The sequence below is a fragment of the Lysinibacillus sphaericus genome (genome assembly GCF_001629735.1).
In the GTDB taxonomy this organism is placed as follows: Bacteria; Bacillota; Bacilli; order Bacillales_A; family Planococcaceae; genus Lysinibacillus; species Lysinibacillus pinottii.
Genome location: NZ_CP015224.1, coordinates 4043676 through 4060057, shown reverse-complemented (window position 1 = coordinate 4060057; position 16382 = coordinate 4043676). Strand labels below are relative to the sequence as shown.

The following is a 16382-nucleotide window of genomic DNA, read 5'->3' as shown; positions in this document are numbered from 1 at the left end:
ATCGTTTAATCAACTTTACACATATTCCTTTACTAGAGCATCACTCGTTAATAAATATTCCGCCAACGCCTCTATTTCATCACCAATTGGCTGATCTGCTAATAGTGGTGGACAAAACTCACGAACTTTCTCTAAGTACTTTCGTGTGGTTGGTGATAATTGTTCTTCTGCTTTATCTAAATATATAGCCTGTGATGCACAAATCATTTCTATTGCTATAACTAGGGCAGCATTTCGGACCATTTGACGTACTTGACGAGCCGAAGTTGTCCCCATACTTACATGGTCTTCCTGATTCCCTGATGTAGGAATTGAATCTACACTGGAAGGATGCGCCAACACTTTGTTTTCTGAGACAATAGATGCTGCTGTATATTGAGCAATCATCAGACCGCACTCAATCCCAGGGTTTGTCGCTAAAAATGGTGGTAAGCCTTCATTTAATTGTGGATTCACCATTCGCTCTGTACGGCGCTCTGAAATATTAGCCCATTCACTTACCCCAATTTTTAAAAAGTCCATTGCTAAAGCAATGGGCTGACCATGAAAATGGCCACCTGATAGTACTTCACCGTTTTCTAAAACAATCGGATTATCGGTCGTGGCGTTCATTTCCGTTTGTACTCGGTTCTCCGCGTAAAAGAAAGACTGCCAGGAAGCACCATGCACTTGTGGAATACAGCGCAATGAATATGCATCCTGCATACGAATTTCTCCTTGCTTTGTCACTCGCTTACTTCCCTCAAGCCACTTACGAATACGACCACCAACAAGCTCTAACTCTGGATGTGGTCTTACCGCTAAAAGGGCTGGGTCAAACGCAGATGTGATACCCTTCAATGCTTCTAGTGTTAAACTAGCAGCCATATCTGCCGCAAGCCCAATTCGTTCAGCCTCATTAACCGTTAAGACACCGATACCTGTCATAGCCTGTGTACCGTTTACAAGTGCCAGCCCCTCTTTAGCTTGGAGTCGAACAGGTGATAATCCCGCTTGCTGTAACGCCTCACTACCACTCATCACTTCTCCATTAAACTCAGCCTTACCTTCTCCCACTAGGACTAAAGCTAAATGTGATAATGGCGCCAAATCTCCGCTTGCTCCAACTGAACCCTGTGACGGAACAATTGGGTGTACGCCTTTATTAATAAAATCTAATAATAGCTGTACAGTTTCCTCACGAATACCTGAAAATCCACGAGCTAAGGCATTTGCACGTAAAACCATCATGGCACGTACAACATCAGTTGGAAACGGCTGACCCACACCTGTTGCATCTGATCGTAATAAATTCAGTTGTAAAAGCTCTATATCTTCTTCCTCAATTTTTATATTACTTAGTTTGCCAAAACCTGTATTCACACCATAAATAGTTTGCCCCTCCGCTAAACGCTTTTCAATACGTTCCCTACTTAAACGAATACGTTCTATACTATCTTTAGCAAGTTCAACCGTTGCATGCCCTTTAACGATTTTCTCAATTTGTTGTCTTGTTAATGTATTGCCATCAAGCTCGATGATCGACTTCACATGACATCCCCCTATTCCCTTTATGGCTTATGTAAAATTCATTTTAACGTAATCACTAAAGCATCCGCATTCAACTGCATTTAAGCGTTTTCATAGTAAATAAATTTTCCGCTGAATGAAGATCAATTACTCTATTTCCATTGTACTAACTACTTTTTTCAGAATATAGAGAATTTTAAAAGAGAAAACATGATTTTTTTCAGATTCCTATGTTATTTTTATTAATATAATCGTATTTTTTTATGAAACTAGAATATTTTAAGCGAGGTTAAATGTTATGAAGCTGTTATTAATCGACCGAGACCCCACTGAACTAGCAGGCATTAAGTGGTTTTTACATACCTATTTTCCAGGCGACGTTCTTATTGACATGTGCACTACTATTTCCGATGCATCTCAATACATCCGACAATTTAAACCGGATGCCATACTATTAAATATCGACCTGATCCCTAATAATGGCCTAACTTCTCTTTATGGAGATCTACAAAAATTTTCAGGTGCTATTTTAGCCGTAACAACAGAGCCCTTATTTAAAAACGCATTGAAAGCCATTGATTTACAGGTAGCTCATCTATTCATAAAGCCCATTGATTTAGAAGTATTAAAGCAAAAACTGACGGTCATTTCCGTGCGCTCACCACAAATCATAGATGATGCGCAGGAGACAGCAAATGAATCATTTTATAATCATTTATTTTTAGATACTAAATCAAACTCTATTGAAACTGGCATTCATTTTACAATAATTGAGCCTGAGCACGCCGAGACCTATAACAAGCTTTACAATTGGCTTCAACAAACACCTATATACTTTCATATGAAAACCTATCCTTTATCGAATAGAATTGTCTGCCTTTTTCAAACGCAAGACATAAAAGTGGTGGAGAAGGATGTACGTACTCTTATGAAGGAATGGCGTTTGTTTAGCAATAGTTCATTAAATATCGGGATATATGATGGACCTGCTACAAGCATTAAAAATATGTATACTTTAACAAAGCGTGTACTTCACCAAAGTTTTTACGAAGGATTCGGTCACCTTTTTTACGCAAGTAAACAATTTGAAATACACCCCTTCGATCCATTACTAACACCAGAGGAACAGCAATTATTAATAAGTAGCCTGGAGGAAGGTAATCTCGAAGCCGTAAAAACATTTTTATATCGACTTTCTAATGAAGGCATCTATTATGAGCAAGATGATCTACGTATCCATCTAACAAGTGTCTTAGCACAAATTCGGCGCTTTATGTTGAAATATAAACTACACGAAAAAGCAGTCATTGAACAAAACTACCGTCAGCTATTTCATTTAATTATTGAGCATCCTATTTTTTATACGATTCTCAATGGCATTATTTCATTCACTCAGAGATTAATTGAACTTGCACGTGAAGCTCGCATGGAGAAAAGAGCCGATTATGTTGAGTTAGCTTTAGAAATTATTGATCAGCAATTTAAAGAGAGTTCCTTGTCTCTCCCCTTTGTCGCGCGTAAGCTTGGCATCAGCCCCAATTATTTAAGTACGATTTTTTCAAAAAAACAAGGCTTGCCATTTAAGCGCTATATACAGCAAGTTAGAATTCAAAACGCCCTTAAGATGCTACTAGAAACTGATTTTGCAATTAGTGAGATTGCTCATTTAAACGGTTTTGATGACCCGAATTATTTCATTAAAATATTTAAACAACAAATCGGTATGACCCCTCATCGATATCGAAAAAACTAATCAAGAATATTTTCAATTAGTTGTTTTCATTTTCAATCAAGGATTTTATTATGGGTGTTTAACTTTATACTTCTTTTCATTTACCGTACAAATACTGTTTAAATCTAGTTTATTAAACAACAAATTTTACACAAAAATTAAGCATATACAGCCTCTCCGATGCATATATTTATACTTTGTATCTCACTATAAAAATTCTTTAACAAGAATTATTATAATGTACTAGCAATTCTATTTTATATTTGTTATAGTTATAGACGAAGAGTTCGACTTACATTATTTTCAGGAGGTAACTAATATGACAAACGCAAATGATCGTAGCCGTCGTTTTACAACAGCAGGTGGTGCTCCAGTAGTAAGTAACCATGACTCTATGTCAGCAGGTCCACGTGGCCCTCTTTTACTTCAAGATGTATGGCTAGTTGAAAAATTAGCAAACTTCAATCGTGAAGTAATCCCTGAACGTCGTATGCACGCCAAAGGTTCAGGTGCATTTGGTACTTTTACTGTAACGCACGATATAACTCAATATACAAAAGCTAAAATCTTCTCAGAGGTGGGCAAAAAGACTGAAATGTTCGCACGATTCTCCACAGTTGCTGGTGAGCGTGGTGCAGCAGATGCTGAGCGCGATATCCGCGGCTTTGCCCTTAAGTTCTATACAGAAGAAGGCAACTGGGATCTAGTAGGAAACAATACACCAGTATTTTTCTTCCGTGATCCACTACACTTTACAGATTTAAACCACGTGGTAAAACGTGATCCACGTACAAATATGAAAAACGCTAATTCTAACTGGGATTTCTGGACTCTATTACCAGAGGCACTTCACCAAGTAACGATTGTAATGTCTGACCGTGGTATTCCAACTGGTTACCGTAATATGCACGGATTTGGTTCCCACACTTATAGCTTTATCAATGCTGATAATGAGCGAGTTTGGGTTAAATTCCACTTCCGTACAGAACAAGGCATTAAAAATTTAACAGGTGCTGAAGCAACTGAGGTAATCGGTCAAGATCGTGAATCTTCACAACGTGATTTATATGAAGCCATTGAAAAAGGCGATTTCCCTAAATGGAAAATGTATATTCAGGTTATGACAGAGGAGCAAGCACGTGAGCTACCATACAACCCATTCGACTTAACAAAAGTATGGTATAAAAAAGACTTCCCATTAATTCCTGTAGGTGAGTTTGAGTTAAATAAAAACCCGGACAACTACTTTGCAGAAGTGGAACAAGCTGCATTTGCACCATCTAACATCGTTCCTGGTATTAGCTTCTCACCAGATAAAATGTTACAAGGTCGTATCTTTGCCTATGCGGATGCAGCACGCTACCGTTTAGGAGTAAACCACTATATGCTTCCTGTTAACGCACCAAAATGTCCATTCCGCACTTTCCACCGTGATGGTGCTATGCGTTTTGATGGCAACCTTGGTTCAACACTAGGCTATGAACCAAATAGCTATGGTGAATGGGAGCATAATTTAGACCATAAAGAGCCAGAGTTACGCATTGATGGTCATGCAGGAATTCATGATTTCCGTGAAGACGATAATAATTACTTCGAGCAGCCAGGTAAACTTTTCCGCCTAATGACTGCGGAAGAACAACAACGTCTATTTGAAAATACGGCTAATGATATGGCTTCTGTCGAGGAGTTCATCAAACGACGTCACATCCTACACTGCTATTTAGCTGATCCAGCATATGGTGACGGTGTTGCAAAAGCAATGGGTCTTTCATTAGAAGGTATGGATCTTACAAACCCATACGTAAAACAACCAACAAACGTTTAATATTCCATTTAATTATTGATATCCAAATCCAATTTTTACTCCATGTGAATTTAATCATCACATGGAGCTTTTTTGTCTTCGTCTAGCCTCCAACTGCTTACCTCAATTTGCAACATGGAAGCAACATAAAAAAGGCTTGTGTCTAGTAAATTAACACAAGCCTTTTATTATTATAGATAGATTTGACTACCTGCCTTTTTAAACTCCACTGACTTCTCCCTCATACCTTCATGGATGGCCTCAGTTGTATTTAAATCCTTTTCTTTAGCATAATTACGAATATCCTGTGAAATTCTCATGCTACAAAATTTAGGACCGCACATTGAGCAAAAATGTGCAGTTTTGGCCCCCTCTGCTGGCAATGTTTCATCGTGATATTCTACTGCACGTTCTGGATCAAGAGAAAGGTTAAATTGGTCGCGCCAGCGGAACTCAAAGCGCGCTTTTGACAGTGCATCATCGCGTTGTTGTGCACCTGGGTGCCCTTTTGCCAAATCTGCAGCATGTGCAGCAATCTTATAAGTAATAACCCCTACTCGAACATCCTCCCGATTAGGTAATCCTAGATGTTCCTTCGGTGTCACATAACAGAGCATAGCTGTACCAAACCAACCAATCATTGCCGCTCCAATAGCAGATGTAATATGGTCATAACCTGGAGCAATATCTGTTGTCAATGGGCCTAATGTGTAGAAGGGAGCTTCCTTACAAACCTCTAATTGCTTGTCCATATTTTCTTTAATCAAATGCATTGGAACGTGACCTGGCCCCTCCACCATTACTTGAACATCATGCTTCCATGCTATTTGGGTTAACTCACCTAATGTTTCAAGCTCCGCAAATTGCGCTTCATCGTTTGCATCCGCGATTGACCCTGGACGTAAGCCATCTCCTAATGAGAAGGCTACATCATAAGTTTTCATAATTTCACATATTTCCTCAAAATGAGTATAGAGGAAGTTTTCTTGATGATGGTATAAACACCATTGCGCCATAATGGAGCCTCCCCGAGACACAATGCCCGTTACCCGGTTTGCTGTAAGAGGAACATAACGTAAAAGAACACCCGCATGAATAGTGAAATAATCTACCCCTTGCTCTGCTTGTTCAATAAGCGTATCACGGTATACCTCCCACGTTAAATCTTCAGCTACACCATTTACCTTTTCTAATGCCTGATAGATTGGTACTGTTCCAACAGGTACTGCGGCATTTCGAATAATCCATTCTCTCGTTGTATGAATATGCTTGCCAGTTGATAGATCCATAATATTATCTGCACCCCAGCGTGTAGCCCATGTCATCTTTTCGACTTCCTCTGCAATCGAAGATGATACGGCTGAATTTCCAATGTTCGCATTAATTTTCACATGGAAGTTACGACCGATAATCATCGGCTCTGCCTCCGGATGATTAATATTGGAGGGCATAATAGCTCGACCTGCTGCAATCTCTGAACGCACGAAATCAGGGTCCATATTTTCTCGTATCGCTACAAACTCCATCTCAGGTGTAATAATTCCCTTTCTAGCATAATGCAACTGTGTTACATTTTTCCCCCTTTTTGCACGTAAAGGCATTCTCATCAATTCAGGAAAGACATTTTCTTGGATACGTGGATCATCTGCGCGACGGAAGCCATTATCCTCAGGTTTAATGGTACGCCCTTCATATTCCTCTACATCTCCTCGCTCTTGTATCCAAGTACTTCGTAAAGCCGGTAAGCCCTTTGTAATATCCACATGAAATGCAGGATCAGTATACGGGCCACTCGTATCATACACCCGAATAGGGGCATTTTCTTCATCTCCAAAGCTACCCGTCGTCGGACTTAATGTAATTTCACGCATTGGTACTAAAATATCTGGACGTGATCCTTCCACATAAACCTTTTTACTTCCTTCAAAGTTAGACATAATCATAATGTTCTTTTCACTAATCGCTGACATGAGCTACTTCTCTCCCTTAAATGTATTTTAAGTAAGGACCGAATCTAGCTCACCCCAAAAGGAAAATAAATAAAGGCCGAATCCAACATAATGATTGGATCCGGCCATGAATGTAAAGGGTCTATTGATTGCACGTAATAGGCAATAGCTTCTTAACTTTCCCACGCTGGTATGAGCCAGATCAGGTCCAAAGGGTCAAGAAACCTCTATGCGTTTCCCTCTCAGCCTGACTCATCAGACTCCCCTAGTTAATACTATTCAGTTTGATGCTAGTGTAGCAGATATTGCTAAGAGATGGAAGCTATCATTTAAATATTTTTGCCATTCTATTAAGTAAACAATACATCAGCGATATAAATCACAATTGTGACCGTTATACAACTCACAATGGTAGAAAATAAAACGGTTTGTGCAGCTGTTGCCGACTCTATATCATATTCTAATGCTAGACTTGAACTGTTGCGGGATGTGGGAAAAGCACTCGCTATAAATAATGATTGTGCTACGACCCCATTTAATCCCAGTGCAAAGATAATGACTAAAGCAACAGCTGGTCCGATAATTAATCGAGTCAAGCAGCTGACGAAGACTGTTTTATTAAACATAGTTTTAATTTCCATCTGAGACAATTGCGCGCCCAGCGTGATTAATGCAACGGCAATAAAACCATCCGCAACATGGTCTATTGGTATTTTAATAAACGGAGGAATGCCAATATCAAAATAATTCATTGCCACACCAATTATTAAAGCGTGAATAATAGGCATTTTTATAAAATCCTTTAGAATCGTCAAGCCTGATTTAGTAGACGAAATTAAATTATATAAACCATACGTATACGTAGTCATGTTTTGAAAGATAACGAGTATAACCTGGATGGCTACACCAATAGGTTGAGAGGCAAAAATCATTTGAGCTACCGGAATACCATAGTTTCCAGAGTTAATGAGTACTACACTATTTTTAAAAACAGCCGCCTCCGTTTTAGCTAGTCCAAGCCCTTTCGCTAAAAAGTGACTGAGTAGCATTTGACTACCAATAAAAAGTACAATAAACAACCCGACTTCCCCTAGCACAGACAGCTTTATACTCGTTTCATATAAATTTATAAACACAGCCGCTGGCATAAAGCAATATGTAATTAGCTGTGATAATGCTTTTAAGTTAAAGCGAAATTTCTTTTGTAGAATGGCCCCTAGTACAAGTAATACTAAAATAGGTGCAACAATTTGAAAAAAAATCATTCCAAGATACACCATATTGATGTCCCCCCTCCCTTTTAATAGTAGTGTCGATATTGCACTAGGTCAATGCCACTTACTTTCATAATTAAAACCGTTGATTTACACTATGTGCGGGGTCGCGCTTCGTTCTAATGGTTGCAAAAATTCAAAAGTTCAAATCAATGAACTCAAGCAATGTCCAGAATATAAGAATCATCAAAACTTATTTAACGTCATTTAGGATTGGTATGCCAAAATGCAGAACAATTGAACTTGTCTTAAAGGAGACTTGAAGATACTGTCAGCTTGGACGTGGTAAGCTTTTTATGCTTGAGCTGTACATGATCGAGCAACAAAGGTCCATTTGAAATAAGTAAAAAATGAAAAAAGGAATCGAGCATCAACTTCTCGATTCCTTTTATCAACAGTCTGAGACTACTTAAAGGTTCTAAGCAGTCTTTTTCTTTACGCAAGCTTAAATCGATTAACAACCTCTTGCAGTTCATTAGAGATATCATTCATGTTTTGCATAGACTCTGCCACTTTTTGCAATTCTGCTTGTTGATCCATTGCAGAGGCACTTACTTGCTCAGCAGAGGCAGCTGTTTCCTCTGATATAGCCGAAATACTTTGGATAGACATAATTGCTTGATTTTTATGCTCTAACATAGTAGATAACTGAGTCATTAGCTCACTAATAGAAGTTGCAATTGCACGTGACAAATCACTATTATCTTTAAAAGCCAATTGCGTGCTTTGTACGGACTCATTTTGCGATTGCATTAATTCTGCATTCGAGGCAATGACAGCAACTGTTTGCTGAGAATTTTCTAAAATGCTTTCTACCGTGCTTTTAATAACTTCTGTTTCATTTTTTGATTGCTCCGCCAACTTTCTTACTTCTTCCGCCACGATCGCAAAACCTTTTCCATGCTCACCAGCACGCGCAGCCTCAATACTTGCATTTAAAGCTAATAGATTAGTTTGCTCCGTAATGCTTTGAATAGAGCCAATAATTTGATTAATATTAGCAATATTAGAAGCTAGTAATTCCATTTGCTGTTGAATACGGCCATTCATCTCATTTGTCCCTATATTATGTTCATGTAAACTTTGAACCTCTTGCATGCCTTTTTCTGTTGTTACATTTGTTTTGAGCGATAACTCGTCCATTTCATTCGAAAGCGCAGTAATGGCATCTATTTGATCCGATAAATCCATCATGCGGTAATTCGTTTCTTCAGTATCCTCTGATTGCTTCGATGCTCCCTGTGCAATTTCATTTATGGCTACTGATACCTCTTGACTTGAAGACACGATTTCATTAAATGCCTCATGTACCTGGTTAGAAGACTGATTCAATAGAGTTGTAGAGTTTAACACGGCTTTAATAGCACTATTGGTTTTATCCAACATATTATTATAGGCCAATGCAACCGCACCAATTTCATCCTGTTTAATATATTTCTCCTCTACTTTTTGTGTTAAATCGCCTCCCGCTGCTGTTTCAATGGATGAGCGTAAAAACTTGAGCGGCTTTAGTTGTTTGTAAATGAATAGTACACTTGCAGCAGTCATCAAAGCTACCATTATAATGGAAGCAATAATTGTATAGACGAATACATGGTTATACGTCTCTAAAATTTTTGATTCAGCTAATACAATTTGAACGGTCCAAGTTTCGTCAATGTCCTCTAAAATCATGGGAGCAAATACATTATAGGCTTTATCCTTCAGTTCATTAGAATCTATGTACATACTTGTTAGTTCGCCGTTTTCCATTGTCTTACGTATGCTTGTCCAAGCGGGGTCATCCTGCATATTTTGCCCATCTAGCTCTTTACCAAAACTGTTAGCTGTCAATACACCGTTATTTGTAATAATGGCTGCATAGCCGCCTTCTGGTGCAACTGACTTTGTCAACTCATTTAAATAATCTATGGACACATCTGCTGTTAATACACCGAAAAACTTCCCGGAAGCATTAACTAATGGTACAGAAATTGTTGTCATTAGTACCGTTTGTCCGTTTACACTATAATCATAGGGCTCCGTTAAAACTGTCCGTCCCTCTTCTTTTGGCACCCAGTACCATTGAGAAACATTTTTATCATCTAAACCCTCAATAAGAGTGGTCGTTATTTCATTATCATTTTTGCTCAAGTATGGTCCAAAACGTTTTTGGGAATCTACCAATATAGCCTCATTTGGGTTTACAATAAGGGAATTCTCCTCAAAGATAGCCCCTACCCCTAATAAATCATCATTACTAGCTAAATTATTTTCCATTATGTCTAAAATGCCTTTGGTAGATAGCGTCTTATTTTTCTCCATACTTTCAACGATTCGTTTCGTTGTTTGTAAAGTTGTATTGGCTTTTTTAAAGCGCTCGCTCATAATAGCCGCTGATGATTCAGCCGTTTGCAATGTTCCATACTCTGCATCTTCGACACTTTGCTTTTTTATAATAATCCCTGTTGTCACTGTATAGGATAAAAATAAAACTAGAAACAATCCTATGATTAGGGAAGATAGTTTCAATGCAATTCCTCTTGATTTCTTCATCACAAACACCCCCACTTTTATAAATAATCATAATAGATGAAAGGTCGTATCTCAATAAAATATTTAGCGAATAAAGTAGAAATTTACATAATTATAGATAAAAATACAGGCATATTAAGAGATTTGTTTATTATAATTAAAAGTACTTATGGCTCATTTGAGTTGAAATGATTAGTAAAACATACACTTAAAATATTAAATTATAGTAAATTATGGTATATTATCTAGTAGATAAAATGATTGGAGTGACTTGCATGACAAATAAAGCGCTATCAACATTAATAGCCACGGCGATTACAGCGACACTAGTATTACCTGTGTCAACTGCACAAGCCTCTTTTTCCCTAAATCAATCGAATTTATATGAAACACAGGTTCAGGTTGCAGCAACAAAAAAAATGGTAGGCAATGCCGTAACGATTAAAAACATCACAAACGATACGGTTATTACATCAAATGGTACATTTAGAATCCACAAAGATTTAAAGCCCCTTTTTGATCATTCAAATAAAACAGCATTAACGAATGCATTAGCCACCATTGTCGTAAAAAACAAGCAAATTATAGACGTGACATCCTTAACATTAAACAAAGCTGGTACGAGCAAAAAATCAGTATACTTTGATGGTGGTCACACTCATATTTCTGGTGACTTCACTGTGAACGCAGATTATGTAAATATACAAGACGTTACGGTTGATGGTCAGTTAATTATTACAAACAGAGTAAAAAAAGCTATAACACTTGATGACGTTTCCGTTAGCGATACGATTACATTAAAACCACTTATCATAAAGAAGAATGACTGGCTGTATGTTACGCTAAGGGATATGAAATCATCTACTATCAATTTGGCACGCACGAAGGTAAATATATCTTCTGACCAAGCACTTTCTAAAATCGATATAATTGGTAAAGTTCCCACTTTTGAGTTGAAGGCAAATGTGGAAAAACTGACGATCAATGTGGAGGAAAATTTCAACCTTTTCGGCGAAGGGAAAATTGAACAAATCATTGTTAAAGACGGCACAAAAGTAGCATTAAATTCAGGACATCAGGTGGGTAAAGTACAAGTAGACAATAAAAAGGTCTCTGTTACCCTACCAGCTATTGATAAAAAAGAACTAACTACGCTACTAGCATCCCCCCCTTACGTGCAGGTTTCTATAAATGGATACGATATTTTAACAACTGACAAATGGACAACACAGGTTGATCGGAATATTTTTGACTCTGCCGTGACAAGTGCCAGAGCGATAGCAAACAATAATAGCGCCTCACAAGAACAAGTAAAGAATGCTATTTCACAATACAGAAATGCGTTAGCAGTCTACCAAAATGCCCAAAAGAGTGGCACAAAATATGGCTATGGGTACAACTATGGCGATAAAGCTACTCTTCAATCTTTAATTAATTCAATTCAATATGTAACGGTTTCTTGGGGCTCTGATGTTTACCATAATAATCCCTGGACAACGCAAGCTGAGAGGAACGCTATAGATTCCGCTGTTTCAGCTGCTCAAGCAGTTGTTAATAATTATTACGCCACTCAAACAGATATTGCCAGTGCTATCAATAACTTAAACAATGCCATTTGGACCTATAAGAATGCTTATAAGTATAATAATAATTATTATTATGGTAATAAATACAACTTACAAACGCTCGTTAATCAAGCAAAAAGTATATATGTGACTGTTTCAGAGGATGGGGCTGATTTATCTTCAAATACCAATTGGACAACATATATGGAATGGTACATTTTCGATTCGGCAGTATCATACGCTGAAACGTTTTTATCTAATAATTATTTCTCTGACTACGAAGTCACATATGTCATTAATTATTTAAACAATGCTATTTCAACCTATAAAGGCCAGTATAAAAAAGGGAAAGATTAATTCATCATGAACGGGGATTTTCACTATAGGCGGGGGCTTGTCCTCCGTTCTAATCAATTTCTACATAGAGGGATAAACGTTGATGGCGATGCATTAAATCAATGCATAACATTTGACTAATAGCTATAAATTTTATCGTTTATTATCTATTAGTTGAAAATCCCTATTCAAGTAAAGCCCATCTAAACAGGAAATGTTCCAGAATGATAAAAGCCATTGAGTGTTGACTTCAATGGCTTTGGTCTTCTATCTACTCCGCAAACTGCAAGAGTCCTTTTTCATAATGCTAATGCTATATCTTTAAACATTCATGTGCGTTAGTGTTTTGGTCTTCTTCCATCTTTTATACCAATTCTCAATTTCCTCACTTGGTTCCACAGCAAAATGCTCCTGAAGTGCTTTTTTTAACAGCAAGTATTGTTCCTCGACAGCCGCTACGTTATTCAGTAAATCGTAAAGCTTCATCAAGGTGAAATAGTTTTCCTCTTCACCCGCAAACAGAGCTTGAACTGTTTCCTGTACCTTAATAGCAGCCGAGTAGTTTTCAATTTTTATATAAAATTCACTTAGCTGATGGGCATGGTGTAACCATAGTCGCCTTAAACGCTCTCTTTCACTTTCTGCCCATAGATAATCACAATCTTCTAAGTAGTCGCCTGTATACATTTGGAATACTTGTTCATGCTCTTCTACGTTTTCCTGTTCTAGTGTAGGTAAAGACTTCAAGCTAGACAACCATTGTTCTACATCAACAATGGTTTGCTCCAACAGGAGTTTATAACCTGAATTGAGCAATGGACTTGAAATCTGCACCCCATCCAGCCCGTAGTTTTTTAATGTTTGGCGTATTGTATAAACGGCAGTATAAAGTTGTTTCGATGCTTTATCTCTATCAGACTCTGGCCAAAATAATTCTAAAATAGTATCACGATAAATGATTTCATCACGGTGATTGAGTAAGTAGGCAAATAACTCTTTCGCTTTAGATGTTCGCCATTTTAGAATTTGTGTATGGCCGTCTGGTGAAATAACCTGGAGACCACCAAATAGACTAATAATTGTAGAGTTCACCACCCTTTTTTTATGTTTATTATTGATCTGTTCAAGACGGTCTAATGTCTTTTCTAGACGTGTAATTTGTATGGGCTTTAATAAATAATCGACAGCATGTAAATTAAAGGCATCTAGCGCATATTGATCGAACCCAGTTGTAAAAACAATTTCTACATCTGGCAATAATTCCTGAATTTTTTCTCCCAATGCTAAGCCGTCCATATCCGGCATGACTATATCTAAAAATACAACACTTGGTTGTAGGTTCTGTATCTCTTCAATCACTTTTAGAGAATCGGTGTATTCTCCAACTATCTCTATTCCAGGAACATGACTTTCTTCAAGCAAGGTTTTCAATCTTTTTAATGATAAATATTCATCATCTACTAGCACAATTCTCATTATTACTCCTCCTTAAAAACTACCCCTTTACTTATTATCGTTTATTTTTTTTAAAAATTGAGAGATTGCATTACTTTTGAAGGATAAATAAACCAATTTATAGACATCTACTGTTATAGAATGAAAAAGAACGTATCTCCTAAAAAATTACTGTACTTTAACTATAGTGCTTCTATTTTTTGTTCCAAAAAATTGAAACAGACTGCTCTAATCGTTCATTTTGGAACTATCTCCATCAGATTATCCAGCAGGAATTTGCTCACCAAAAAGTCAATTCTTTGTTAATACCGCTTTAAATAGGTACTGAAGTTCTAAACCCTCACTAAAAAAACATAACCAATCTACCTATTCGACCAAAAAATGCATAAAAAGATCCTAGGCTATGATAAAATTGATATAACACCATTTATTGGATAGATTTCCGTTTACAAAAATATAATTAGGAGGCATCTCATGTATGAAAAATAAAAAAAAGTTAGCCCTGCTATCGTTAGTGGCGGTCCCTTCGCTCCTTTATAGTTCACCAGCACCAGCATCTGCTGCTAATGTGAGCGGACAACCGAGCATGGCATACATATACAGTACTTCTTACTATAATTCTAACGTGTCAAATGTTGTGCAATTGATTAACAATATTAACTACACAACCTCTACCTTCCAAGCAAATTTGGAGGCAGCACTTAAAGCCTACAATGCTCTAACAGAACTGGAAAAACAGTATGTAACAAACTACTCAACATTATCAGCACATCAACAGACAAGAATTTCTTACCGTAAGCTGGCGGCACAAATTGAGGAAAAGTTATATTCAGTAGAATCTACAGCTGTTAATTACTATCAAAATGTCATGGAAACAAGAGATTGGTATAATACCTTAAATGCAGCCCAAAAAACTTTTGTAAGTGCAGCCGCGCAAAAGATATTAACATCGTATATTGCGCCTAATACATCCGTTGATAAAGTAGTAAATAAAATTCAACTAATTAATTCATCTCGTCCAACTTTCCATAAAGATGTCGCCGATGCTCGAGCAGAGCTATATGCCTTACGTAGGTTTTCATATGTTTCTTTACCTACTGGCGTTGAGCAGCTTCTGCTTGACGCTGAACAGCTTGTATTGAAGGATAAGGCTGCTGCTAAGGCTGTAGAAAGTGCAATTACAGCTCTATCACCAAAAACATCTACTCCTCAAGATGTACAAGAAGTAAAAACAGCTTTTGAAGCTCTAACACCTGTACAGCAGCAACTCGTGCCAAATGTTTGGACCTTAGTTGATTTTGTCCAAGGGAAATATACACTCCCTTCAAAAGGTAACGTCCCTAAAATACCTGTACTATCCGATACGGTAGCTATACCAGGTAAGACAACAGCTATGACGAAAAGCAAGAATATTTATAAAACCAAAATAAATGTTTCTGACTCAGAGATTGATACGGAGCGCTTTATTTTAACAACAAAGGATAAAATAACAATTATCATTCCTCCACTTTATACATTAGTTAATGAAGATGAAGGTGTCATCGACATTCAAGTAACAAAAAGGGGAGATCGCATTACGCTTCAGGCTACACTAAATAAAAAGCAAGTTACATTCGATGCGAACATGGAGATTATTATTGAAGGTTTATCAGCAAACTCGTCAATCAACCACTTAAATGACTTTGGCAAGCAAGTACCAGCTAACTATATCGTTAGTGGAAACCGTCATATTATCCAAACAATGGCACCTGGGACATTCCAAATTATTAGAAATTAAACATTTAAAAGCACTAAAGATACCCATTCCAAAGGTTTCTTTAGTGCTTTCTTAAAGCACCCCATTAACCTGTTGTCCATTTACGAGGCACCATTTATTTAATTTGCTGTATACTCCGTTAATACTTCTAAGGATACATCTATCGCCTCCTAAGTATTATTCTTATCATCTATTTTCTGTTGAATAATTTCTGGCGCACGCATTCCTAAATATTCATACATTGCTTCTTAGAAGCGACCCACAGGTGTTACACCAAATGCTAGGACGTCGCCAGTATAATACATCACAACTACTCATTTAGGATTAATGGGTATTTCAACGTCCCCTTTAATAGTGGATACAACCTTTGTTTGTGATTTAGATGCTGTAGAATGGTCCCCTTGTAAATACTATAAATAATATATTCTCAATAAAATCTTAAAATGTAACATAAAGAAGCACCTTCACTAGGAAAGATGCTTCTATAG

General features: G+C 37.3%; 9 protein-coding genes and 1 riboswitch. Of the genes, 4 read left to right on the top strand and 5 right to left on the bottom strand.

The genetic code is table 11. The features are described 5' to 3' along the window. Positions 1–15: 15 nt before the first annotated feature. On the bottom strand, positions 16–1530 hold the full coding sequence (gene hutH, locus A2J09_RS19935; RefSeq protein ID WP_012292488.1) for a histidine ammonia-lyase: 1515 nt from the start codon (positions 1528–1530) through the stop codon (positions 16–18). A 277-nt stretch (positions 1531–1807) separates the two neighbouring features. Between hutH and A2J09_RS19930 the strand changes: the two genes are divergently transcribed. Together A2J09_RS19930 and A2J09_RS19925 are read left to right on the top strand one after the other, a co-directional pair. Then, positions 1808–3262 carry a response regulator transcription factor gene (locus A2J09_RS19930; protein WP_012292487.1) on the top strand — a complete coding sequence of 485 codons (1455 nt, stop codon included), beginning with the start codon at positions 1808–1810 and terminating at the stop codon, positions 3260–3262. Between the two features lie 298 nt (positions 3263–3560). Continuing rightward, a complete protein-coding gene (locus tag A2J09_RS19925; RefSeq protein WP_012292486.1) occupies positions 3561–5066 on the top strand; it encodes a catalase in 1506 nt (501 codons plus the stop codon). Positions 5067–5236: 170 nt separating this feature from the next. Here the strand turns inward: A2J09_RS19925 and thiC are convergent, their stop codons facing one another. From thiC to A2J09_RS19910, 3 genes are all read right to left on the bottom strand, one after another. Then, positions 5237–7015 (bottom strand): phosphomethylpyrimidine synthase ThiC, encoded by a 1779-nt coding sequence (thiC, locus tag A2J09_RS19920; protein ID WP_012292485.1) that lies wholly within the window; start codon positions 7013–7015, stop codon positions 5237–5239. Positions 7016–7156: 141 nt separating this feature from the next. After that, positions 7157–7271, bottom strand: a riboswitch (TPP riboswitch). Between the two features lie 73 nt (positions 7272–7344). Then, positions 7345–8274: an AEC family transporter gene (locus A2J09_RS19915; protein ID WP_012292484.1), complete on the bottom strand. Its 930-nt coding sequence runs from the start codon at positions 8272–8274 to the stop codon at positions 7345–7347. 429 nt (positions 8275–8703) lie between these two features. Beyond that, entirely contained in the window at positions 8704–10803 is a 2100-nt protein-coding gene (locus tag A2J09_RS19910; RefSeq protein ID WP_036160608.1) for a methyl-accepting chemotaxis protein, read from the bottom strand. A 254-nt stretch (positions 10804–11057) separates the two neighbouring features. Between A2J09_RS19910 and A2J09_RS19905 the strand changes: the two genes are divergently transcribed. Beyond that, positions 11058–12704 carry an S-layer protein gene (locus A2J09_RS19905; protein WP_051563170.1) on the top strand — a complete coding sequence of 549 codons (1647 nt, stop codon included), beginning with the start codon at positions 11058–11060 and terminating at the stop codon, positions 12702–12704. Between the two features lie 300 nt (positions 12705–13004). On the opposite strand, the gene A2J09_RS19900 is transcribed toward A2J09_RS19905, so the two are convergent. After that, on the bottom strand, positions 13005–14159 hold the full coding sequence (locus tag A2J09_RS19900) for a response regulator (protein WP_012292481.1): 1155 nt from the start codon (positions 14157–14159) through the stop codon (positions 13005–13007). A gap of 457 nt (positions 14160–14616) precedes the next feature. On the opposite strand from A2J09_RS19900, the gene A2J09_RS19895 reads away from it, so the two are divergent. Beyond that, positions 14617–15915 (top strand): hypothetical protein, encoded by a 1299-nt coding sequence (locus A2J09_RS19895; protein ID WP_012292479.1) that lies wholly within the window; start codon positions 14617–14619, stop codon positions 15913–15915. The last annotated feature ends 467 nt before the right edge of the window (positions 15916–16382 follow it).

Excerpts from the sequence above, each read along its gene's own strand:
- A2J09_RS19905 (WP_051563170.1), top strand. The coding sequence starts at position 11,058 with ATGACAAATAAAGCGCTATCAACATTAATAGCCACGGCGATTACAGCG.
- A2J09_RS19900 (WP_012292481.1), bottom strand. The coding sequence starts at position 14,159 with ATGAGAATTGTGCTAGTAGATGATGAATATTTATCATTAAAAAGATTG.
- A2J09_RS19930 (WP_012292487.1), top strand. The coding sequence starts at position 1,808 with ATGAAGCTGTTATTAATCGACCGAGACCCCACTGAACTAGCAGGCATT.
- A2J09_RS19910 (WP_036160608.1), bottom strand. The coding sequence starts at position 10,803 with ATGAAGAAATCAAGAGGAATTGCATTGAAACTATCTTCCCTAATCATA.
- A2J09_RS19925 (WP_012292486.1), top strand. The coding sequence starts at position 3,561 with ATGACAAACGCAAATGATCGTAGCCGTCGTTTTACAACAGCAGGTGGT.
- A2J09_RS19895 (WP_012292479.1), top strand. The coding sequence starts at position 14,617 with ATGAAAAATAAAAAAAAGTTAGCCCTGCTATCGTTAGTGGCGGTCCCT.
- A2J09_RS19915 (WP_012292484.1), bottom strand. The coding sequence starts at position 8,274 with ATGGTGTATCTTGGAATGATTTTTTTTCAAATTGTTGCACCTATTTTA.
- thiC (WP_012292485.1), bottom strand. The coding sequence starts at position 7,015 with ATGTCAGCGATTAGTGAAAAGAACATTATGATTATGTCTAACTTTGAA.